At 35.2% G+C, this 23,472-nt stretch carries 23 protein-coding genes; 13 read left to right on the forward strand and 10 right to left on the reverse strand.

Translation table 11 applies throughout. The features are described 5' to 3' along the window. Positions 1–214: 214 nt before the first annotated feature. Complete coding sequence (locus EL260_RS18845; RefSeq protein ID WP_123857020.1) at positions 215–1,840, reverse strand: tetratricopeptide repeat protein; 1,626 nt, start codon at positions 1,838–1,840, stop codon at positions 215–217. A 294-nt stretch (positions 1,841–2,134) separates the two neighbouring features. On the opposite strand from EL260_RS18845, the gene EL260_RS18850 reads away from it, so the two are divergent. Continuing rightward, complete coding sequence (locus EL260_RS18850; RefSeq protein ID WP_123857022.1) at positions 2,135–3,295, forward strand: thioredoxin family protein; 1,161 nt, start codon at positions 2,135–2,137, stop codon at positions 3,293–3,295. Between the two features lie 103 nt (positions 3,296–3,398). Here EL260_RS18850 and EL260_RS18855 read toward each other — a convergent pair whose 3' ends face one another. Continuing rightward, on the reverse strand, positions 3,399–4,421 hold the full coding sequence (locus EL260_RS18855; protein WP_123857024.1) for a 3-oxoacyl-ACP synthase III family protein: 1,023 nt from the start codon (positions 4,419–4,421) through the stop codon (positions 3,399–3,401). A 72-nt stretch (positions 4,422–4,493) separates the two neighbouring features. On the opposite strand from EL260_RS18855, the gene EL260_RS18860 reads away from it, so the two are divergent. From EL260_RS18860 to EL260_RS18875, 4 genes are all read left to right on the forward strand, one after another. After that, complete coding sequence (locus EL260_RS18860; RefSeq protein WP_123857026.1) at positions 4,494–5,393, forward strand: magnesium transporter CorA family protein; 900 nt, start codon at positions 4,494–4,496, stop codon at positions 5,391–5,393. A gap of 227 nt (positions 5,394–5,620) precedes the next feature. Further along, the gene (locus tag EL260_RS18865) at positions 5,621–7,207 is read left to right on the forward strand and encodes a patatin-like phospholipase family protein (protein ID WP_123857027.1); all 1,587 of its coding nucleotides are present in this window, start codon (positions 5,621–5,623) and stop codon (positions 7,205–7,207) included. A gap of 37 nt (positions 7,208–7,244) precedes the next feature. After that, positions 7,245–7,742, forward strand: a complete 498-nt coding sequence (locus EL260_RS18870) for a DUF2199 domain-containing protein (RefSeq protein ID WP_123857029.1) — start codon at positions 7,245–7,247, stop codon at positions 7,740–7,742. A gap of 2 nt (positions 7,743–7,744) precedes the next feature. Continuing rightward, entirely contained in the window at positions 7,745–7,972 is a 228-nt protein-coding gene (locus EL260_RS18875) for a hypothetical protein (protein WP_123857031.1), read from the forward strand. A 15-nt stretch (positions 7,973–7,987) separates the two neighbouring features. Here the strand turns inward: EL260_RS18875 and EL260_RS18880 are convergent, their stop codons facing one another. Continuing rightward, the gene (locus EL260_RS18880) at positions 7,988–8,518 is read right to left on the reverse strand and encodes an NAD(P)H-dependent oxidoreductase (RefSeq protein WP_123857033.1); all 531 of its coding nucleotides are present in this window, start codon (positions 8,516–8,518) and stop codon (positions 7,988–7,990) included. A 91-nt stretch (positions 8,519–8,609) separates the two neighbouring features. Here EL260_RS18880 and EL260_RS18885 point away from each other — a divergent pair, with 91 nt between their 5' ends. Both EL260_RS18885 and EL260_RS18890 read left to right on the forward strand, forming a co-directional pair. Then, positions 8,610–8,993 (forward strand): winged helix-turn-helix transcriptional regulator, encoded by a 384-nt coding sequence (locus EL260_RS18885; RefSeq protein WP_123857034.1) that lies wholly within the window; start codon positions 8,610–8,612, stop codon positions 8,991–8,993. Between the two features lie 109 nt (positions 8,994–9,102). After that, positions 9,103–9,861: a M12 family metallo-peptidase gene (locus EL260_RS18890; protein ID WP_228445536.1), complete on the forward strand. Its 759-nt coding sequence runs from the start codon at positions 9,103–9,105 to the stop codon at positions 9,859–9,861. A gap of 75 nt (positions 9,862–9,936) precedes the next feature. On the opposite strand, the gene EL260_RS18895 is transcribed toward EL260_RS18890, so the two are convergent. Continuing rightward, positions 9,937–10,497, reverse strand: a complete 561-nt coding sequence (locus EL260_RS18895) for a DNA-3-methyladenine glycosylase I (protein ID WP_123857036.1) — start codon at positions 10,495–10,497, stop codon at positions 9,937–9,939. A 260-nt stretch (positions 10,498–10,757) separates the two neighbouring features. On the opposite strand from EL260_RS18895, the gene EL260_RS18900 reads away from it, so the two are divergent. Genes EL260_RS18900 through EL260_RS18910 form a run of 3 tightly spaced genes read left to right on the forward strand, consistent with a single transcriptional unit; the run spans position 10,758 to position 13,132 of the window. Beyond that, on the forward strand, positions 10,758–11,672 hold the full coding sequence (locus EL260_RS18900; RefSeq protein ID WP_123857038.1) for an alpha/beta fold hydrolase: 915 nt from the start codon (positions 10,758–10,760) through the stop codon (positions 11,670–11,672). A 17-nt stretch (positions 11,673–11,689) separates the two neighbouring features. Continuing rightward, the gene (locus EL260_RS18905; protein ID WP_123857040.1) at positions 11,690–12,067 is read left to right on the forward strand and encodes a hypothetical protein; all 378 of its coding nucleotides are present in this window, start codon (positions 11,690–11,692) and stop codon (positions 12,065–12,067) included. 51 nt (positions 12,068–12,118) lie between these two features. Next, complete coding sequence (locus tag EL260_RS18910; protein ID WP_123857042.1) at positions 12,119–13,132, forward strand: TQO small subunit DoxD; 1,014 nt, start codon at positions 12,119–12,121, stop codon at positions 13,130–13,132. A gap of 280 nt (positions 13,133–13,412) precedes the next feature. Here EL260_RS18910 and EL260_RS18915 read toward each other — a convergent pair whose 3' ends face one another. From EL260_RS18915 to EL260_RS18935, 5 genes are all read right to left on the reverse strand, one after another. Continuing rightward, the gene (locus EL260_RS18915; RefSeq protein ID WP_123857044.1) at positions 13,413–14,009 is read right to left on the reverse strand and encodes a hypothetical protein; all 597 of its coding nucleotides are present in this window, start codon (positions 14,007–14,009) and stop codon (positions 13,413–13,415) included. Positions 14,010–14,479: 470 nt separating this feature from the next. Continuing rightward, a complete protein-coding gene (locus tag EL260_RS18920) occupies positions 14,480–16,057 on the reverse strand; it encodes a DHA2 family efflux MFS transporter permease subunit (RefSeq protein ID WP_123857045.1) in 1,578 nt (525 codons plus the stop codon). A 93-nt stretch (positions 16,058–16,150) separates the two neighbouring features. Beyond that, positions 16,151–17,254, reverse strand: coding sequence for an HlyD family secretion protein (locus EL260_RS18925; RefSeq protein WP_123857047.1), 1,104 nt, complete (start codon positions 17,252–17,254; stop codon positions 16,151–16,153). Between the two features lie 16 nt (positions 17,255–17,270). Beyond that, positions 17,271–18,587 (reverse strand): TolC family protein, encoded by a 1,317-nt coding sequence (locus tag EL260_RS18930; protein WP_123857049.1) that lies wholly within the window; start codon positions 18,585–18,587, stop codon positions 17,271–17,273. Beyond that, the gene (locus tag EL260_RS18935; protein WP_232534816.1) at positions 18,571–19,197 is read right to left on the reverse strand and encodes a TetR family transcriptional regulator; all 627 of its coding nucleotides are present in this window, start codon (positions 19,195–19,197) and stop codon (positions 18,571–18,573) included. Before EL260_RS18935 ends, EL260_RS18930 begins: the two co-directional genes overlap by 17 nt. A 109-nt stretch (positions 19,198–19,306) precedes the next feature. On the opposite strand from EL260_RS18935, the gene EL260_RS18940 reads away from it, so the two are divergent. Together EL260_RS18940 and EL260_RS18945 are read left to right on the forward strand one after the other, a co-directional pair. Further along, complete coding sequence (locus tag EL260_RS18940) at positions 19,307–20,431, forward strand: hypothetical protein (RefSeq protein WP_123857053.1); 1,125 nt, start codon at positions 19,307–19,309, stop codon at positions 20,429–20,431. Positions 20,432–20,476: 45 nt separating this feature from the next. Next, positions 20,477–20,704 carry a hypothetical protein gene (locus EL260_RS18945; protein WP_123857054.1) on the forward strand — a complete coding sequence of 76 codons (228 nt, stop codon included), beginning with the start codon at positions 20,477–20,479 and terminating at the stop codon, positions 20,702–20,704. Positions 20,705–20,738: 34 nt separating this feature from the next. On the opposite strand, the gene EL260_RS18950 is transcribed toward EL260_RS18945, so the two are convergent. Then, the gene (locus EL260_RS18950; RefSeq protein WP_123857056.1) at positions 20,739–21,857 is read right to left on the reverse strand and encodes a DNA polymerase III subunit; all 1,119 of its coding nucleotides are present in this window, start codon (positions 21,855–21,857) and stop codon (positions 20,739–20,741) included. 331 nt (positions 21,858–22,188) lie between these two features. Here EL260_RS18950 and EL260_RS18955 point away from each other — a divergent pair, with 331 nt between their 5' ends. Then, a complete protein-coding gene (locus EL260_RS18955) occupies positions 22,189–23,472 on the forward strand; it encodes a hypothetical protein (protein WP_123857058.1) in 1,284 nt (427 codons plus the stop codon).

The following is a 23,472-nucleotide window of genomic DNA, read 5'->3' on the forward strand; positions in this document are numbered from 1 at the left end:
TATCTAAAGTTTCATGGTTTGTTTTTTGTGGAAGAGTATTATTTTATTTCAAGAAAAAACATTTCCTTCGAAAATAAAATAGATAAGATATAATATGATTGTGGTCATTCCCTTAACACTGTTGCAAAGATAGGATTGCAGCACTCTTACAAAAAACAATAGGTTATCCATTTTCATGAAAATGGCAAGACAGAATATTGAAAGCTATTTATTTTTAATCGTTTTCGCGAAAATGGACATCTTTATCTAACTGGTTTTCAATATCAAGATGTTTAATATAAGCTGAAGGTGAGAAATCTGTAACAGCTTTGAATACAGCAGCAAATTTACTGTGTGAAGAAAAGCCACACTCATCTGCAAGAATGCTTATTTTATATTGCCTGTACTTTTCATCATTGATAAGTTTATCTACAATGTAATTGATTCTTAGCCTGTTGATATAGGTTTTAAAGTCTGCAGTCTTGTGCTGATTAATTACATAAGATAGATATTTGGTATTCGTATTCAATTCTCCTGCTAAAAATGAAAGTGACATTCCTTTATTGTTATAAAGGTCACCTTTCTCAAATTCATCAAGAAGCTCAAGCAGTTTCGTTTCAGTTTCGGAAGTCATTAAAGAATCATTTCTCTTTCGAGCTGCTTCAGAGTCCTTCTCTTCTATTTCTTCTACAGATATATTTGAAAATTCAGAATTTAAAGGTTGTCTTAATAAAGGTCCCTTGTAACTGTTGCCTACATTCATTTGAGTCCTTATAATATTTCTCAACTTTGTAAACTGTCTTTTCTGTCTTGTTCTAAAAAAGATAATTAAACCTACCAAAGAAACAAATAATATAATAATGGCGACATTTTTAGCGACATTCATCTGTCCGTTTCCTTTATTAATTTTGGGTATTACATCTTTAGTTTTTGCAGTAACCCCTTGAGTACGGGCTGCAATACTGTCATAGGCTCTCACATACTTAACCGCATATAGAGAGGCTTTAAAATTATCTCCTATTCCTTCATAATAATCATTGATATTGGAATAAACAACTTTTTTAAGCTTTAGACTTCGGGACGTATCAGCAATTTTCTCGGCCTTTTTCAGATATAATTCTGCATCTTTCCAGTTCTTTTGTTTTATCCGAATTCCTCCCAATCCGTTATAAACCAGTCCCAGGGTGCAGCTTCCTGCTTTAAGTAAGTCTTCAGCTTTCCTATAATAACCTTCGGAAACAGCATAATCATTAAGCCTAAAGTAAACATCTCCCAACAGTTGATAAGAAGCAGCCTGAGTTCTGTCTTCATTTTGGCTGTTTATTTTTTCAAAGTTTTTCAGAGAAAATTCGATGTATTGTATTGCATTTGCATAGTTACCCGCTTCCATTTCATAGAAGGCCATCTCCTGGTTCAACAGTCCCTCGGCTTCGTTACTATTTTGAAAACCTGAAATTTGCCTGGATGCCCCAAGTCCTTTAATAATATATTTTTTAGATCTTTCGTATAACCCTACCTGTCTATATTGTCTCGCTAGTAATCTGCATACCCGGGCCATCCATTCTGTATCGTTAGTCTGCTCAATTAAAGAATGGGCATTTTCACTATAACATATTGCTTTTTTAATATCTCCCCCATGGTGGTAAAGATCTGAAGACAGCATGAGACTTTTTACTTTTTCTAACGGGTGATGAGCCACCAAATAAAGGGAATCAGCCGTTTTGATTGCCTTGGGTAGATCTTTATAGGCTGTGATAGAGGAAGTCCTTTCGCACACCTGATCGAAGTCGTTTTTTTTCTGGGCAGATATAGAGATTGCTGTAAACAGCAAGAACAAAAGTTTCAATAGATTATTAGACATAAAAAAACAAATTATTATTCTTATAATAATTCATCATTTTCTCACGGGTGTCTTTTTGTTTTTTACAAAATTAGTAATATTTTACTCTTTATTAAAACATTCTGCTGAAATTTAATTGTTTAACTAAAAAAACCATTTACATTAATTTTAATAATAAGCACGAAACAATATATGTTTATCTTTCATATAAGCCTATATCTGTATTAAAAATAAAGTTCTTCAATAATTATTTTCAATGTGACTAACTTAAATGTCATCATATTTATTACATTTGCAGGAAACAAAACGTTTTTTATGAAAAAAATAGCAATACTTTCTACTCTATTTATAGCTGCATTTGCATGGGCACAAGGAATCAAATTTGAAGATAGCAACTTTACCTCTATCCTAGCCAAAGCTAAAAAAGAAAACAAATTAATCTTTGTAGATGCTTACGCATCATGGTGCGGGCCATGTAAACTGATGGTAAAAAACATTTTCCCTTTGAAAAATGTGGGGGATTATTACAATTCTCATTTTATCAATGCTAAAATTGATATGGAAAAAGGGGAAGGAATAGAACTGGCAAAGAAATACAACGTAAAGGCATTCCCAACCTATTTATTTATTGACGGAAATGGTGAAGCTGTACACAGAACATTAGGATATGTAGAAGAAAAAGACTTCATCCAATTTGCTATGGATGCTGGTGACCCCAATAAAAGACTTACTGCTTTAAAACAACAATTTGAAAAAGGAGAAAAAGAGCCAGGATTTTTAAAAAACCTTGCAGAGCTTACCGTTTATAATGACGGAGAGTTTGCTGAAAAGGTATTGAACCGTTATTTTCAGGTGAAACCTATAATGGATGAAGAAGATGCCCAGCTACTTATTTCGGGAATACAAACAACGGAAAGCCCTTTATACAAAATTTTTCAGGATAAAAAAGAAGAAATGGTGAAACTTTTCCCTGATGACAGGTATGAAAGATTTAACCAAAACTTTCAAATGAGTACCATCACTAAAAAGGCTTATAATCCTGATACTAAAACTTGGGATGACCAATACTTTATCACAGAAGTTCAGAAATTCGTAAGCAAAGAAAATGCAGAGAAGTTATTAAAAAAACTAAAAGCCAGCAGAGCTTTAAAAAACAAAGATATTGCCCTTTTTGAGAAGTTGACTTTAGAGGTATATCAGGATTATTCTAAAGCAAACGGTACAGAATTAAATTCTGCAGCCTGGAATTTCTTTGAAAATGTAAGTAATAAAACATCTTTGGAAAAAGCTATTGCATGGGGCCAGGAATCTATAAAAAAAGGACAGAGTTATGCCAACACAGACACATTGGCTAATCTTTATAATAAGATTGGTGATAAAAAAAATGCAAAGATGTGGGCTGAAAAATCCATTGAATTAGCAAAAAGTGAAGGACAGGATTCTTCTGATACTGAGAAATTATTGAAAAGCCTTTAATTTACAGGCAAAAACATAAAAAACCGCAGAATATTCTGCGGTTTTTATTTTCTATAGGCTTTAATTCCAACAAATTTTCGATTTGTTACAGCCTTTCATTTGACTAATATTCAAAAAGAACACTTCCCCAGGTAAACCCGCTACCGAAAGCTGAAAGAAGTACCAAATCTCCTCTTTTGATTTTTCCCTGTTCAATGGCTTCACTCAATGCGATTGGAATAGAAGCCGCAGTTGTATTTCCGTATTTCTGAATGTTGTTGAATACTTTATCATCGGGTAATCCAAACTTTTGCTGAACAAACTGAGCAATTCTAAGATTAGCCTGGTGAGGAATAAACATATCAAGATCTTCAATTGTTTTTCCCGCTTTGTTCAAAGCCTCCATCATGGTTTCTGGGAATCTTGTTACCGCATGTTTGAAGACAAAGTTTCCATTCATGATAGGATATACTTCCTTATCTGTTACATTTTCCGGTTCTTTTCTCATCCTGTCACTCCATCCGAACTTAGAACCTGGAAACTGCGTACATAATTCATCTGCATATTTACCTTCAGAATGCATATTTACCGCTAAAATATCTCCTGCATTTTCATCTTCAGTTGCCGAAAGCACAACAGCTCCTGCCCCGTCTCCAAAAATAACAGAAACGCCTCTTCCTTCATCAGAAAAATCTAATCCGAAGGAATGAACTTCTGCCCCTACAACAAGAATATTTTTATAGGTACCTGACTTAATAAAAGCATTGGCAACGCTCATAGAATATACAAACCCTGAGCACTGGTTTCTTACATCTAATGCTCCGATGGTATCACATCCCAGCATATCCTGAAGTAAAACTCCACATCCTGGAAAATAATAATCCGGTGAAAGGGTTGCAAAAACAATATAGTCAATATCTTTAGCTGTTAAACCTGCTTTTTCAATGGCTTTTTCTGATGCTTTGAAGCCCAGATAAGCAGCGGTTTCCTGAGAATCATTTCTGTTTTTTCTGTGTCTTCGTTCCTTGATGCCTGTTCTCTCCGTAATCCATTCATCATTGGTAGTCATTAATTTGGCTAGATCATCATTTGTAACAACGTTATCTGGAACATAAAATCCCACACCTTTTATTGTACTTTTAATCATATAGTTTTATAATTTTGGCAAAGATAAACTTATTTAAAACATAGTATTTCAAAATATTAGTATTTTTACTTTATGCCAATTGATACAATATACAGAAGCACCCACTGCGAATGGGTAGATGTAGAGGCTCCTACTGCGGAAGACCTGAAATTCCTTCATGAACGATACGAAATCAACAATCTTCTCCTTGAAGATACTATAGACCCTAATCACCTTCCCAAATATGAAGAAGATGGAAATGTAAAGTTTTTTCTCCTCCGAGAAAGTACAGAACTAGAAAGAAAAAACCTGAACACCATTAGCGATATCAGTACAAAAATCGCAATTTTTATTCTGGATAAAACCATTATCACTATCCACAGAATGAAAACCAGAAGTATTTCTGAAACGAAAAAAAAGCTAACACTTACACAAGAGGAAGTAAGCCCGCAGAAAGTAGCTTTAATGATCGCTATATTAATTATGAAAAGCTTCGATGATGAATCCATAAGCTTACTGGAAACAATGGATAATATTGAGAATGAAATTTTCCTTAAAAATACCAACCATACCAGCCAGATCCGAAGACTGTACAAACTGAAAAGAAAATCCGGGCTCAATTCGCGGGTTTTAGTGATTTCTACAGATGCCATCGACAAGTTTAAATTATTGAATCTTCAGGATTCTGAAATTGTGGATTTAAAGGATAAACATAAGGATGTCGTTGCCGATTTTGATCATCTGAACATCCAGATTACCAACCTTATTTCGATGTTTTTGGCCCTTTCGGACCAGAAAGCCAACCAGGTGATGAAGGTTTTGGCTATTTATTCGGTATATTTCTTACCTATCACCTTTATTGCCGGAGTGTATGGGATGAATTTTGATAATATGCCTGAGCTTCACCATAAATATGGGTATTATTTTACCTTGGGAGGCATGGCATTGGTTGTCATCAGTACGTTTATCTATGTGAGACGTAGACAGTGGTAATGCTAACGGTGTATCTATGTTTCTTGCAGATTACGTGGATGATTATGGAAATCAACTTGAACCGTGAGGTTCTTATTTGGTGGAATATCGGATTTTTGTTCTTGCAATAAATCTATTATATACATAAAACAGTCTTATGGTTTGTAAATAAACAGTAATTTAGAGACTGTTTCATCTACGGTTCGCTATGACCTCAACAAAATATTGCGACCAGAAAACCAGAGACCATGAAAAATGAAGATCTTAATAAAATTCTGCAAGATGATTCTCTTTCACAGGCATCCAAAGATAAGCTAACTTCTTTGTATGGAAATATTGCTGTCAAGGAATTTTCTGATCTTTTAGATGCGGAAGGTAATCAGTATATAGAATTTGTACAGGAAGGTGGCGGTGTCTGGGGAAGTGCCCTGGTAGGTTACCTGTATGGATTGGAGATCTTCGGAATCCGTTTTCTGAAAGTCGCAGGAACCAGTGCCGGGGCGATCAATACGATGCTTATTGCAGCCTGCAAAACGAAAGAAGAGCCTAAAAGTGAACTTATCAAAAATATTCTTTTCAATTGGAATTTTGCTGATTTTATGGATGGGAAAACGTATGTTAAAACGACTCTCCATGCAATGCTAAACAATAAAAATTTCTTTAAAATCAATGCTATTATTGCGGCTATTTTATTCATTATTCTTGTCAGCATCCCTTTTGCAGTATCTCCGGGAAGTATCCTGAGCGCCAAACTGATGTTTTTAATTCCTTTGATTCCGGCTCTTATTCTTTTTCTATGTATCAAAAAATTATACAACAATTTCAGAAAGGAAAATAGCGGCCTTAATCCTGGAAATATTTTTTTGAATACCATGAAAACAGCTCTGGACAATTTTGGAATTAAAACGGTAGCCGATCTCAATGAGAAATTTATACAAAAAGAGCATGATCTCAACCTTAACTACCGCTATGGGAATGGGCAGGAATATTACAATATCACTTTAGCCAGTATTGAAAAAATCAAGGCTAAAAATCTGGAACATATCGATCAAACCAGATATAAAATTTTCTATGACAGTACGGTTAATAATGATTACTACAAAAACAATCCTTTTTACCTTCTCCGGTCAGAATATGTTGTGATTACCACAGACATCAATGCCAAAATAAAGGTAGAATTGCCCACCATGGCCAATTTATACTGGTCTGAGGAGGAGTTAAAGCACATCAGTCCGGCTGAGTTTGTGAGAGCGTCAATGTCTGTCCCTTTTTTCTTTGAACCTTTTCAGAAGAGAATCAATAAAGATGACAGTTCTGTAAAATATGCCTGGAGATTCTGGATGAATACCAAAAAAGAAGATATTAATCCAGTTGGTGTTTTCATTGATGGTGGCAGTATTTCGAATTTCCCTATTGATTTGTTTCATGCAGATGAAGTCTTTTATCCAAGGATGCCTCTTTTCGGGGTACAACTAACAAGTGATTCTGATCTTCTGTCTGAAAAAGGGAAAACCAGTGAGGAAATTATGAACACTCCTTTCAGCTACGCAGGGAATATCATCAATACTTTAAAGGGCTTTAATGATAAAACCTTTCTTACTAAACATAGTTTCTACAAGCTTTACAGCATACAGACTGTCAATTGCGGAACCAGCAGCTGGCTCAATTTCTTTATGAAAAAGGAAGAGAAAGAAGATCTTTTCAACAGAGGCTTTCAGGCAGCTCTCGACTTTCTGAATCATTTTGATTGGGAGAAATACAAATACGAACGCATGATGCTTTCAATGAAGGAGAAAAAAATACTGAAGGAAGAGGATACGCCAACGGTGGGATAAGGATTTTTAAGTACTTTAGCTGAAAATCAAACTCATTATGAAATACATCTGTGAATGCTGTGGCGAAGAAAAAGAAGACTGGCCAGCACTGGCTTATAATGCTCCTGACTTTTATTCTTATCTTTCTGACGAAGAATTGAAAAATGCAACGCTCACTCCAGACCTTTGTCTTGTTGAGAGTCCTGAAGAGACCAATAGATTCATTCGGGCTGTTTTGATACAGGAAGTTACCGATGACTGCAGGGATCTTGATTATGGAGTATGGGTTTCATTAAGTGAGAAAAGCTATACTGAATATGTTGAAAATTATGATCATAAAGAATTCAAAGCTGAATATTTCGGATGGCTTAATACTTATCTCCCCGACTATGATTTTTCTGAAAGTATTCCTACAACAGTCGTAGTGGATAATACCATCGGACGTCCGTTTGTTTTCCCACATCAAAGCTATGAACATCCTTTTGTACAGGATTTTTATAATGGAATTACGAAAGAAGAGGCTGAGAAAAGGATTAACAGGGTTTTAAATAGTTAAATATGAACAGGTTTAATAAATACATTTTCCTGATAGGACTTTCAATGATTTTCCTTTCCATTGTCATGTTTTTACTATTTGTAGGAATGTTTACTGCAAGAGGAAGCTATCCGGTATTTATAATCAAACTCAGTGAGATCTCTTTTGTGCTATGGCTTCCCTTTTTAATTATAGGAGTATTTTTAACTGTATTAGGAATAGGAATCTATTTAAAGAAAAGCGCCAAATAGATTCCCATTATGTTTTTATAAATTATCCAAAAAATTAAGATACATAGGCACGCTTCTCTCAATCCATTCATCCGAAGAGTCGCGCTCTATGCCATAATAAACAAAAGGTTCTTCATATTGTCCTTTAACATAATCAAAAGTCAGTTCATAAGGACGAAACAGTTCCTTCATAGTATATTTGTACTCTCCGGTTATACTATAGCCTTCTTCATCAATCCCAGCAGTAACGGCCAATGACATCTTCTTTCCTGCTAACTTGTAGCCACTGTTACTTCCGTAAGCCCAACCGTACAAAACAACTTCATCTAACCATTGTTTTAAAAGTGGTGGGCTGCTAAACCAATAAAAAGGAAACTGAAACACAATCGTATCATGGGATTCCATAAGCTTCTGTTCTTTGGCTACATTAATTTTCCCATCAGGATAAGCTTCATATAATTGATGAACGGTATATTTTTCAGGATATTTTTTTAATTCTTCAATCCATCTTTTATTGATGACAGATTTTTCAATTTCAGGATGAGTAACGATTACTAAAGTCTTCATTATGTTTAAATTTCTATTGTAAAATTACAACACATTACTTACATTTCGTACATTAGCAACCTATTGTAGGGTACTATAAAAAATGTAAGTAATGACTAAAATAAAAGAAACCTCAACCAATTTTGCTAATAAAAAGGCCCTCTCAGATGAATGTCCTGAAGTGTATGCTTCCAATATCATTGGTGGACAGTGGGCCCTCGCCATTTGCTGCTATCTCGTCAATGGTAAAATGAGATTTGGAGAATTGAAGAAACGTCTACAGAATATTACAGAACGTATGCTTACCCTTCAGCTTCGCAGATTAGAGGAAGATAAGATCATCACAAGAACCGTATATGCTGAAGTTCCGCCACGGGTTGAATATGAATTGACGGAAATTGGTTATAAGCTGAAAACTATTATTCTTGAGTTTGAGAAATGGGGAATAGAGCATAAACACCTGATTGAAGAAGATTATAAAAACGTTAATAATTAAAACATCATTTCATCAAAACACGCATAAGATTCAACCATAATTGGAGATTTCCCACCAAAAAAGAATATAAATTTTATTTTCAGTATTATTGTACTTTATTATGCACAATATGATGATCAGAAAAATTATTTCACTTTTCTTAGCTTTTGCTTTTGTAGTCTCTTGTAATAGAGATAACAATGAATTCAATAATGGTACATCAGATTATAACCACACCCGCTCTGTGGGAGCTTCCGCCAATGATCTGTTAAGTAATAACAAATACAATTCATTATCAATAGAAATTCAGTACATGCCCGGATATCCACCGGATTCACAAGCTGTAGAACATCTAAAGAGTTTTCTGTCTTCTTATCTTCGTAAAGACAATGGAATTACTATTTCTCTGCGTGAAATTCCCGGAACCCCATCTTCTAGTTTATCGGCTGATGATATCAGAAAGATAGAAAACAGCAATCGTACTGTATTTACCGGTGGATCTACCATGGCTGTAAATATTCTATATACCAACGGACAATATACAGGTAATGCGAACACATTGGGCATTGCTTATCGTAATACATCTGTTGCGCTATTTGGAAAAACAATTCATGATAACTCCGGAGGAGCCGGCCAGACAAGCAGAACGAAACTGGAAGCTACAGTACTTGAACATGAGATTGGCCATTTACTGGGATTAGTAGATTTAGGCACCCCCATGCAAGTCAATCATAAAGACTCATCGAATGGCAATCACTGCAATAATCAAAATTGTCTGATGTATTATGCTTCTGAAACTACAGATATTCTAGGCTTTCTTACTACAGGTACCATTCCTCAACTGGATAATAACTGCAAGGTTGATCTGAAAGCCAATGGTGGAAAATAATGTATCATCTGAAAAATCGTTACACACTCACTTATAAAAACAGAGCATTGAAATTCAATGCTCCATTTTTTATCCTTAAATATTATTTTCCCTTTTCCATAAGGGATTTTGACTTAAAACTTTCGAATGAATCGGACAGGTTTCATGATGGGCTCCTTTCAGATATCCGGTGCTCATCAGAAATTCATTTACAATTTCTCCGCCTGTAAATTTGAAGGTTTTCTTGAAAAGTTTCATCCATTCCGGCAATGTTTTAGGGTGATGATGCTCTATCCATTTTTCAAAGGAACCAAAACCTTTTTGCAATTCTATAATAGTCTTTGCATTTTCAATGGCTGCATTTACCTTCAGCTTATTTCTGATAATCCCACTATCATTCAAAAGCCTTTCACGGTCTTCTTCTGTATAGGCCGCTATTTTCTGGATGTCGAAATTATCATATGCCTTTCTGAAACTGTCTTCTTTCTTTAAAACTGTTTCCCAACTTAAGCCTGCCTGATTGATCTCCAAAATCAATCGTCCAAACAATTCATTATCATCATGAATGGGAAATCCATAATAGTTGTCGTGGTAGTTTTTATGCAGTTCTTTTCTGCTCTCAGGCTGCATTCCCTCTATGGCTAAGCAATAACTCATGAAGTATATGTTTTAGTTAACGGGATAAAGATAAGACAGGATTGTGACAACTGTTAGTCAGTAGAGAAGATTTTTTTGTGGAAATGAATTGAGTCTGGAAAATAGAAGTTCCTTGATTCCAAAAGAACAGGGCTGGCGAAAATTCAGAAAATTTTTGAAGGAGTCGTTTTACAACAAACCTAAAAAACTACCTCAATCAATAACTTTCCACTCTACACCTCAAAAATATTAGCTAGATTCGTAATCTCAAAGTATCAGCCATGAAATTATTATTTTCACTTCTTTTTTGCTTATTCTTAATTTCCACAAATGCTCAGACTATCTATTCAAAAGCTTATGGAAGTGCGCGGAATCCTGCTGTTATTTTCATTCACGGCGGTCCTAGTGGTAATGCTACTTTATTTGAAGGAACTACAGCTCAGAAACTGGCTGATAAAGGATTTTATGTTATTGTTTATGACAGACGTGGTGAAGGGCGTTCTAAAGATGAAAGTGCAACCATGACCTTCAAAGAAAGTTTTGAAGATCTGAATCAGCTTTACCAAACTTATCATATCAAAAAAGCACATATTCTTGCCCACAGCTTTGGAGGAATCATTGGTACACTATTCACCAATCAGTTTCCTGAAAAAGTAAGAACATTAACCCTCGCAGGAGCACTATTCACCCAACAGAAAACCTACGATCATATTTTAAAACAGGCCAAAGAACGCTTTAAAAATGATTCTGCTCAGTTGCAGGAAATCTCTGAAATAGAAAACCTGGACAAAAGCTCCGCTGCTTACAGAAAAAGATGTTATGAAATTGCCAGTAAACTTGATTTCTTCAATATGCCCAACCCTACTCCGGAAAGTAAAAATCTGAGAAAGGAATATGAAGCTGGTGAATTCTATAAAAATAATATCAGAAATCACAATTCGCCCATTAAATTCTATCAGAATGAACCATTAAATAACCTGGATAATACAGCAATTTTAAAAGAGATCACAAGAAAAAACATTCCTCTTTTTGCAGTCTATGGGAAAAATGATGGAATATTTTCTGAGAAACAGCTGAACAACCTTAAAAATATTGTTGGAAAGAAGAATTTTAAGCTTATCGATAACTGTTCACACTATTTATTTGTAGATCAACAGGATGAATTTTTAAAATTTATAGAGCTAAAATTAAAATAAAGTGTAGTTTTGTAGGAATGTCAGACATCAGAATCCATATGAAGACTTATAAGGCCATCATTATGATGCTTATTCTGGTATTTTCATTATCACCATGTTCTGTCAAAAGAAATGTTCTTGATATTTTTGATATTCAATACATCAGCGGTTTAAACAAAGTAAAGATAACATCCGGGCTCTCTTTACACTGTGATACTTCTACTACTTCCTCAAAGATTTCCATTTCAAAAGCTGAAGCAAAACTCAAATACAAAGAATCTTCTTTGGATTTTAATGCCAACATCAAAATTACTGAGGAAGATTATAACTTTTTTAATGAATATTCTGGGCATACTACAGGAAACAGCCCACCGAAGTATATTTTATTTAAAAGACTGAAATTGAATCTGGCTTAAAAATTTATTTAAGCCTGAAAACCAGTTTTTTACAATACAATATCAATTTTAATGAAACATACTACTAACAGCCAGTCTTATGACCTGGCCGGATTATACACTTTATCTCTCCGAATGGTCATCGGATGGACTTATTTTTCAGCCTTCTGGCGCAGACTTATCCTCGAAAACAAGCTTATTCCTGATGAAAAGGGATATATAGGGGAAAAATTCAATCATTTTTTACCGAATGCTTTAGGAATTAAACCCATTATAGAGTATCTGGTTACCCATCCGGATGCCTTACAAAGATCTATGATGACTTTTACTATTATTGAAGCCATCGTAGGGTTATTTATCATTCTAGGCCTTTTTACCCGATTAATGAGTATAGGAATATTCAGCCTTGCTCTGGGAATTCTATTGGGTTCGGGATGGCTGGGCACTACTTGTGTGGATGAATGGCAGATTGGAGTCTTAGGAGTTGCAGGAGGTTTTGTTCTGTTTCTGACAGGAAGCGGTGCCTATTCTCTTGATGATTATTTTATAAAGAAAAACAAAACCTTTACTCAATCCAAATGGTTCCAATGGTTAGGTTCAGGAATTCTCCCTATAGCTCAACCCAAAGTTTTTGTACTGACGGGCTCTCTATTGATTTTTGGACTCACGCTTTATACCAACCAATATTTTCATGGTGGTGTTTGGGGAACTTTGCATAATAAGTCGGTAAAACCCAAGCTTGAAATCTCCAATATCTCCTATAATAATTCAGATTTAACATTCGAGGTTTACAGGACTGAAGGGGCCGATGTATATGGTTCTTTTCTTATAGGGATTCATATTCTGGATAAAAACGGAAAGATTTTAAAGGAAATCGATCATAAAGAGCTTTCAAAATTCTCTAAAAACAATATCAAAAATCATTATGTAGCCAAAGTAAAACCTGGAAAATACAGTCTTGTTATTCCATTAGGTGCTAAGGCGGATGTCAATATCGGAATTAATGATATTCTTCACAAAGATGATATTCATACCTTGAAACTGATTGATATTAGTGGGATTGAATGGATAGAAAATGTACATTAAATGGAGTGTTTTATTGTTTTTCTATATGCCTTCTTTGGCTTAATTTTCACCACTTAAGCACATAGAATATAGTAATAAATATAATATTCTTCCTATTGAAAATTCTATGAAATATAGCTGAATGAATACATTCAAAAATGCTTAGGTTTTGACTAAGCCAAATGAATTAGAACTTTATAATAAGAGCGGGCTAAAGCCCGCTCTTATTAATGTTGATATCCGAATGGATAAGATATATAGACAATAGTGTTTAAAGAAAATATCTTTTATTTATCAAAAGTTATCTCTTCTCCACAATTACCTCATATATACATAAACTGTCGGGATTAAGCTTCAACACTTTTATTTCAAATAAAACATCCAGTCCCATGGTATCGCATACTCCTTGTATAAAAGGTTCTATAACCGGCCACTTCAGCAGTCCTGCGATCTGGAGACTTTGTGTGATTTTGTGGTAACGGTCTACTCCTTTAATCAGAAGTTCAACTCTGTGGTCATTTAATTCTTTGAAATCAAAATTATATTCGGGACTGGATGTAAAAATTGCTCCTATTACTATTTTGGCTACTGCCGGAATTCCTGGCTGCAGATCAGGTTTGGTTTCCAGATTTTTCAAGGTCATTTTAGATCCTAGATCGTACATAAAAGCTGTAGAAAGCTCATTAATGGTCTCCGCTCCATAAAGCTTCGCTGCCTGTTTCAGCAATCCACCATAAAATGCTCCTGTAATATCTGAGAGACGCTGGGTAAGTTCTGTAAACGTTCCGGGAAAAAAGTCTGAAATGATCTGGTCCTGATCCATATCCGGTAAATAAGCATCATGTTTCCTGAAATCTGATAATGCTATAAAAGCTTCCGGTAGCTGTGTAGGATTCATAGTTAAGTTTTATCAAGTGGGGTTATTAGCAAATACAAATGCTTTTAAATCATAGCATATGATATATGAATAAAATCTCTGTTCCTCTATTTCTTTATTCAATTTCAGAAATTAGGAATATCAATCTTTACTTAAGCATCAACAAATGCATGAAAGTAATGAAAAACAATAATATTAAGTATTGGATTACAGATAAGAATGTAATACAATGCTCCAATCTGGGCCTTTTGAAAAGGTTTTATAAGGATGAGGGAATCTATTCATATTTTTTCATTTGGTAGGGTAAAGTTAAAAAAAACAAATAAACTCTCCAATAAGTGATATTATTTTTAACAAAATAAATGAACACTTTTATAAATTGAGCGACAACAAAAGCCGAAAATAGAAAGAAATCAATTATTGAGATTGTAAATTTTAATCTTCTCTTATACAAAAAAACCTCCGGAACATCCGAAGGTTTTAATTAAAATTTAGTGCATGGCTTCACTCAAATCTATTTTTTCTTTGCTCTTTCTTTCTTTTACGAGTAAGATAAACGGAATACATATTAAAAATATTATCCCAAGGTAAAGGAATACATCCATGTAAGACAATACTGTTGCCTGTTTGGTGACAGATAAGTCAAGCATTTTATAAGCGGCATTCATTGCAGCATCAGGAGTCATTCCTTTTGCTACAAAACTAGCCTTTAATGCTGCCAGTCTTTGCTGAACTTCAAAACTATTTTCATCCAAATGGGAAATTAAATTATTCCTGTACTTCTGACCTGCATTGGCAATGAAAGTAGTAATGGCTGCAATCCCAAAGGATCCTCCCAGTTGTCTCATCATCCCTGTAAAGGCTGCTCCCTGACCAATCTCCTGCCCTTTCAATGTACTTAAGGATAAAGATGTAATTGGAATAAATAATAATCCAAGACCTGCCCCTCTCACAATTAGCATCCAGAAGAAAGCATCTTTACTGGTATCCGGAGTCAAAATTTTATAGCCCCAGAAACTATAGACAAAGAAGATGAATAATCCTAAAGAAACCAGAATCTGCTGTTTTGCTCCTTTTGCCAATAATCTACCAATGATAGGCATCATAAAAGCCGTTGTCAATGCAGCAGGAATCATCAGAGCTCCTGACTGAAGTGCCGTCCACCCTAAAATACTCTGCGTATACAGAGGTACAATGAAAGTAGAACCATACAATCCAAATCCTAGCACAAACGACATCATAGTTCCAATTCTTAGATTACTATTTTTAAGTACTCTAAGCTCCACAATCGGATATTTAAAGGTAAGCTCCCTCCAGAGGAATAATATAAATCCTAAAACTGCAGCTACTGTAAATGCTACAATCATTCCACTTGCAAACCAGTCTTCTTCATGTCCTCTTTCCAGAATGAACTGTAATGAACCCACAGTTACTGCCAGCAATCCAATTCCAATCCAGTCAACATCCGAGACTTTACGTTTTTCTGCATATTTCGGACTTCTTACAAACTGCAGCGTCATCAAGGTTGCTGCAATTCCAATCGGAATATTAATATAGAAAATATAGGGCCAGCTGAAGTTATCAACTATATATCCTCCAAGAGGCGGACCTAATGTAGGACCAATGATTACTCCCAGACCATAAATAGCCTGAGCCATACTTCTTTTTTCAATCGGATAAGATTCCGTAATGATCGTCTGTGAAGTTACCAATAAGGCTCCCCCACCGATACCCTGCATCAATCTGAAGAACACGAGCTCCCAGATATTGGTCGCATTTCCACATAAAAATGAAAATATGGTAAATATAATGATGGATGCCGCAAAGTAATTTCTACGCCCAAACTGCTGGGAAAGCCAGCTTGTCATTGGTACTATAATTACATTACCAATGGCATAAGCCGTGATTACCCAACCCACTTCTGAAAGTGTAGATCCAAGATTTCCCTTCATTTCATTCAAGGCAACATTGACAATCGTGGAGTCTACAATTTCAAGAAGGGCACATAGGATAGCTGTAATCGTAATGATTACTCTCCGCGCTCCATATTCTACTAATGAATCTTGCATAATTTTATTTGAATATTTGTATTAATGTAAAATGTAGGATGTATTAATGATTTTCAATTCATCATGAATACATTTTACGTAAGTACATGAATACTATTTCAAAGCAACCTCAGCCTTCACGTTCATTCCTGTTCTTAATCTTTTTGCAATATTCTTATCAAGATTTACAAAATCGATTTTTATAGGAAGTCTCTGAACTACTTTTACGAAGTTACCACTCGCATTATCCGGAGGAAGAATAGAGAAAGTAGCTCCTGTAGCTGGAGAGAATGAACTTACCACTCCTTCAAATTCCTGATCAGGGAAAGCATCAATCTCGATTTTCACTTTCTGTCCTTCTACCATTTTATCTACCTGTGTTTCTTTAAAGTTGGCTACCACCCATTTCTGATCGTTTTTAACCAAGGCAAACAACTGAGATCCTGCCTGCAGATACTGACCTGCCTGTGTAGATACTTTTCCTACATGTCCGTCTTCAGGGGCAAGGATTACGGTATATGATAAATTCAATTTTGCATTTTCTACATCTACTTCTCTTTGTTTAGCAACAGATCCGGCAACACTGATTTGTTGTGAACTTGCAGCCGTTTGAGAAGAAGCGATATGAGTTTGCTGAGCAATTTGATTTCTCTGATCAACTAAAACCTGTAATTGTCTGTCTGCAGATTGTTTTGCTGCTAAAGCCTGCTCATATTGCTGTTCTGTAATAGAATGGTCTTTTACAAGATTCGCGTATCTTTTTAAATCCTGAGAGGTTTTCCAAACGTTTACTTTTGCTGCTTCAATTTGAGCATTAGCAGTTACTACCGCTGCTTCTGAAGAACCGATATTTTTTGAAGTAGCCGTTGTAGTAGCTTCTGCATTTGAAATATTACTTCTGGCTGTAGATAATGCTGCCTGAGCCTGTTCAAGAGCCATTTTCTGATCTCTGTTATCCAAAATCACCAACGTATCTCCTTTCTTTACAAACTGGTTGTCTTTTACTTTTACCTGAGCTACATATCCTGAGATTTTAGAAATTACCGGTGACATATTGGAAGCAATCTGAGCATCGTCAGTCTCTTCGTGATACTGTCCGTAGCTATATGCTCTGTAACCGTAGATTCCGCCTCCGATTACTACAGCTGCTAAAATGATAGGAAAAACTAAACTTTTTTTCTTTTTAGGTTCAGCTGCCTGTGTATTATTATTTTCCATTTTGGTTTCGATCTGATTATTTAATTGTTAAAGTTCCTGTTGTTTGCAATAGTTTTCTGTATGCTAAGGCTGCATCTGCCTTTGCATTGATTACCCCAACGTTAGCGGCAATCTGAGCAGCGTCCGCATCCAATAATTCTGTCATGGTTGCAAGACCGTTATCATATTTATTTTTTGTAATTCTGTAGTTTTCATTAGCCTGTTCAGCAGATTTTTCGAAAACAACAATTCTCTTTTTAGAAAAATCTGTATTCTGGTATTCTCTGTTTACATCAAGCTTAATGTTATCATTCAGTAATTCATCTGTAGCTGCTAACTGCTTTTCTCTAGCCTGAGATTGTCTTAGTGAAGAATTCTCTTTCCAGATATTGGATAAATTATAAGAAATTCCAACACCTACGTTGATGGCATTATACACCGTAAGAAACTTAGGAATATCTGCCGCTACATATCCTCCTGTAAAAGCTATTGACGGAAGGTTTTCTGCCTTAGCAGCTTTTGTTCCCAATTGCGCTGCTTTTCTCTGTTGAACCAAAGCCTGTAGATCTTTACGATTTTCTCTGGCTTCGCTTACATAAAAGTCAACAGGTTTTACCTCTGAACCTTCTTCAATATAATTCTGATCTACTTCAATTTCTGTAGTTTCAGGAATTCCTAATAACAAATCCATATTGATATTGGCAATATTGTAATTGTTTCTAGCCTCAAGCAACTGAAGTTCGATATTAGAAGTTTGCAGGTTTGCTTTTAATCTGTCATTTCTCGCAATCAATCCGTTATTTTCCATTTTCAGGAAAGTTTCGTCTCTTTTTTGAGAAGCGGCAAGATTTTCTTCAAAAACCTTGATCGACTGGTTGGCTTTAAACAAGTTGTTATAAGCCTGGGCAACATTGTAAGCAATGGCAGTCTTGTCATTTTCGGTGCTTAATTTTGATGCTTCTACCAAATATTTTGCTGACTGAATCCCATATTTGATTCTTCCACCACTGTAAATTGGTACGCTAAGATTAGCTGAGCCATACGCTACCTGATGAACCTCTGGGCCTCCAGCTCCTCCTGAAACTCCAGGAAGTTTGATATCAACATTGGGTTTTATCGGAAGATACATATAGCTTCCTGAAACCTTTAATTCCGGAAGCTGTCTGTTTTTAGCTTCCAAAAGATCAGCGGTAGCCTCCTCGATCTTGGCTGCATCGATCTTGAGATTCTTGCTGTTCTGGATTCCCAGCTGCACAGCTTCGTCAAGAGAAAGGGTCTTTTTCTCCTGAGCATTTGCATTTGCTATTCCTACGAATAGTGATAATGCAATCACTGAGTTATTTATTCTCTTCATAACCTAAAAGGTCTTTTAGTAAATGTTTTATGTGTCTATTAAGTTCTGTATAAAATTTTTCGTCAAAAACATCCTCATCTTCTGTATCATTTAGAAACTCCTTATACATTTCTTTGGCATTAAATGCATAAAATAGGGTTCCGCTTATGGTAGAATGAAGCAGATAAATAGGAGGATTTTTTGTAAAAACACCACTCTTCAAACCACTTTCCAGTATTCTGGAATACATGGAGAGGAATGACATTTTGGTTTCTTTCAAAAACTCTACGATCTGCGGGTTAGAGGTATGAAGCTGTTCCCGCTGCATAATCCTGTAAAAGCATTTTTGCGTTCTTATTCTGTTAGAAAACTGGTCTATTATTTTTTCAATCTTTTGCCATTCATTAAGGTCTGTTCTTTCTACAATATCTCTTGAAAAAAACTGCCCTTCATTCATTCTGTATTCAACCAATTTCTCATAAAGTTTTTCTTTTGATCCAAAATAATATGAAATCATAGAGATGTTTACATTAGCCGCTTTTGCAATTTCCCGGGTTGAAGTTCCTTCAAAACCCTTTTCTGCAAAGAGTTTTTCTGCTGCGAATAATATATTTTCTTCTTTTGAAATCATGTTAGTGTTCATTTTTCAGGGTGCAAATTTACACAAGTTTTGAAACAAATCAAACGATTGATTGATTTTTTAATATAGATTTAATTTATATTTACAAAAAACAAACTCTATGGGCTTATTCGATTTCTTTTTAAAGATATTTAAGAGAGAGAAAAAAAAACAGACACATGAAGTAACTTTTAAGAACGATTCTCAGCAGGAAGTGACAATTACTCCAACCAATGAAGAGATACTAGCTCCATTAGAAGAAAAAATTACTCCGTTAACGCAAGAGACGGATACCACATCCATTGAAGACATCCCTGCTTTATCAGAAGAAACGGTTGATTCATTCAATGAAGATGGAAATCGCTTCGACCTTGAAATCATTGAAGCTTTCAAAAGATATCATTCTAATCCTACTCTTGATGTCAATCTTCCGCTTGAAGATGACAGAGGTAATACCTACCTCGCTCATGAAGCTTATGGAACCCTTTTTAAAGAATGGAAAGATATTCAATCAAAATGGGACCGCATGTCTTTATTTTACCGTTTCTGGGACCCATCTCAATTTGAAAAGCTTGAAGACTGGCAGGTGATCGAAAGATTTGTAAAAGATCGATATTCTAAAAAAGCACTTCAATATTTTGAAGAAAATATGTCGGATAAAAGGCATTTCACTAAGGAAGAGCTTGTTTCACTTTCAAAACTTCATCGGGCGTTATTGAATAACCCTGCAGCCAAGGACTATATTGAAAAAGCCTATGAAGGTCATCCTGATGATGATGCTGTAAAAGTAGAATATGCAACAGTGCTCCATATTATAGGAAATCACTCTGAAAAAGGACTTTCCCACCAGTTATTTCATGAAGTACTGGATAATAAAATACAACAAAATGATACGGAATCAGTTTTTGATTGTTTCAGGTTCTCCGATGGCTATACGGATTCTTCTATTTTTGCCATGCTTTATCTGATGAATACGGAAGCTGATAATGATACATGGGATTATGTTGCTGAAGAATTTTATTATTGCCCTGTATTCAGATATGAACATGCTGTACAATTGGCTCAGACCGATAATTCTTTGAGAGCATTGGCAAAACTTACCTCTTTAAGTCAGGAGTTTCCATGGTTCAGAACAGCTCTTGAGAGTACTATTGGTAATATAAAATCGATGCGAAAACAGCTCGATAATCCTGATTTTATGGAAAAAGAACTTCAAGAATTCCAGGCTTCATTAAAAAATATATAGTGTATGCAAAAAAGCATTACATTTAGCCACTTAAAAATTTTAATCATGAAAAAAATAATCTCAATTCTTGCCATCAGCTTATTTACCTTCAGCTATGCTCAGGAAAAGCCTAAAGAAGGGGGCTGCTGCGCTGGAAAAGACAAAAAAGAATGTTCTGTAAAGGATAAAAAAGCGTGTTCCGATGCTCATCATAAAGGTTGTGAAGCAAAAGCAAAAACGGCAGAGAACACTTCAAAAGATAAAAAGACTGCAAAAGAAAAGAAAACAGCCTAAAAAACAAACTCCGGAAAATTTCCGGAGTTTTATATTATGTACTTTTATGGATATATCTTGATAATTTTATCCCTAAATCTGTCCAGACTATTTTAGGATTTCCGTTTCTGGTAAGATGTAGATCTGCAGTATTGATCTCTTCCAAAATACTTTCAATATTGGCCCCACTGATAAACTTTGAAAAACCTGCCCAGTTGAAATCATTAGCATCAATTTTTTTATACACCAGATTTTCCGATTGATAATTCTGGAGAAGTGCCAATCTGAAAATTTCAGAACAGTAATTTAAAAAATTCTTCTGCTTTTCTCTGTTCCAGCCCGCAATTTCTCTCGCCCAAAAAATAATACTTCGCAGATACTCGGGTTTCTTTTTTACCATAAAGGCATCACGAACCCATTGTACAAAAAGCTTCTCAAATTCATTACTCTTATCTCCGGAATTCAGAAGTTTTATTGCTTCATTAAGATTACCCTGTGCTTCATGAACAATTTCTCTTACTTTCTCTTCAGTAACAGAGAAATTTTTCTTTAGATACGCTTCAATATCCTCATCATGAATCCTTGGAATTTCTACCACCTGAGTACGGGAAAGTATAGTAGGAAGAATATCATTGGTGCTTTCTGCGGTAAGAAGGATAATAGTTTTGGACGGTGGTTCTTCAAGGAACTTCAGAAACTTGTTGGATGCAGCTATATTCATTTTATCAGCTCTCCATACGATCAGTATTTTGGTTCCGCCTTCGAAACTTTTTAATGAAAATTTCTGATTCTGATCATCAACTTCATCTGCAGAAATAAAAAGCTGCTTGTTTTCTGATTCTAAAAAGGCGGTCCAGTCATCGTAGCTTGCATAAGGAGAAGCCAGAATCATTTCCCGAAACTCTTCAAATTTATTTTTGCTCAAAGAGTTTTTATTATCTGTAAATACAGGAAAGCTGAAATGCAGATCCAAGTGATTAAGATGTTCTACTTTTGAGGCAGCATGCTCATTTTCCTGGTATAAAATCTCTTTTGCATAGGCCAACACCATAGGTAAAGTCCCATAACCTTCCTTTCCTACGAAAAGCTGGGCATGGCTCACTCTGTTTTCGGCTATGCTTTCTCTAAGAAGTTTTTTCAGATTTTCCTGTCCTGCGATGTTCTCCCAATTCATGTTTCAAAGATAAAAAAACTGGACAAGAATTCAGAGTTAAATTTGTGAATGGTCAATTTTGCTTTACAAAGTCAATAGTAAATGGATAGTAAGAGAAATTCTAGTATGAAACGAATTGCCTTTTCACCATTCACCTGAATACAAATAGTGAATTATAGTAATAAATTATCCAAATAGATAAATAAAGTAAAGTCATGATTAACAATTGACAGCAATAATCTCTAAAGCTTAAAAATTCCCCATTATACAGCCCTTAACAAACTTTAACCACATATAATTTTTACAATTCATTAATATTTAAGATATTTGCGCATTGTTTTAAAAATAAAGAATGAAAAAAATCTTTGTAGTATCATTCATATCAGTTGGATATTTTCTGAATGCACAGAGTCTAAGTAACTCTCCGTATGCAAAATATGGAATTGGGGATGTAAAATATGATAATACGATCGAAACTGCTTCCATGGGAGGTATCTCTACTGCTTTTATAAGTGATTTCACCAGTAATTTCAACTTTGCTAACCCAGCAAACAACGCTAATTTTGAACTTACAAGTATAAAACTGGAAGCTACCAACGAAAATAACTATTTCAAATCGAATTTAAACGATATGAAATCTACAAAGCATTCTACGTATCTTTCCAATATTTCACTGGCATTTCCTATTTCCTCAAAGGTTAAAATGGGAATTACCTACCAACCATACAGTTCTAAGAGCTATGATATTCTTAGCCAGAATAAGGCAGCAGATGGTACTATTATTGACCAAAACCAATTTAGAGGTAGTGGTACTTTAAACACTGCAGCTGTGGCCTTATCTTACAAGATCAACCAGGAGTTCTCTGTGGGAGCAAGGGCTAATTTATATTTTGGGGATCTGTCTGATCTTACTGAATACAGCGCTGCAGGTTCAGAATATATTGCAGGATATGAAACCAAAAACAGAGTCAGAAACTTCAACTTTACCTTAGGTACAAGCTATCAGAAACTGAATAGCCGTACTGATAAGAAATTAACGATTGGAGCTACGGCAACTTTCGGGAATATTGGTAATATTACTACTGATTATACCAACAGTACTTACAGATATGCTGATGCTGCAGGCACAAAAACAGATATCAATCCGATTGATTATAAAGAAACCAAGTCTAAGAATCTTCTTCCGCTTCAGGCATCCGTAGGAGTTGGATATGGAAGTGAAAATCACTGGTTCCTTTCCGGACAGGTTGATTATAAAAAAGGGGAAGATATTGCTTATTTCGGACAGTCTTTCAGTCTACAGGATACTTACAGAGTTTCTGCCGGTGGATGGTACTTACCTAACTATAACAACTTCAGAAGTTATTTTTCAAGGGTAATCTACAGATATGGAGCTTTCTATGAAAGAGGAAACCTTAAACTGGAGGGTAACAGCATCAATAAATTCGGTATTTCTGCCGGAGTAATGCTTCCTTTCAAAAACAGCAGTATTACAAGAATGAGCGGTTTAGAGATTGGTATAGAACTAGGTAAGAGAGGTACTCTTCAAAATAATCTTATCAACCAGAACTTTATTAACCTGAAACTCGGCTTCAATTTTGCTGACAAGTGGTTCAGAAAGTCTCTTTATAACTAG

Origin of the sequence: Chryseobacterium nakagawai, assembly GCF_900637665.1 — a bacterium.
GTDB classification, from domain to species: Bacteria; Bacteroidota; Bacteroidia; order Flavobacteriales; family Weeksellaceae; genus Chryseobacterium; species Chryseobacterium nakagawai.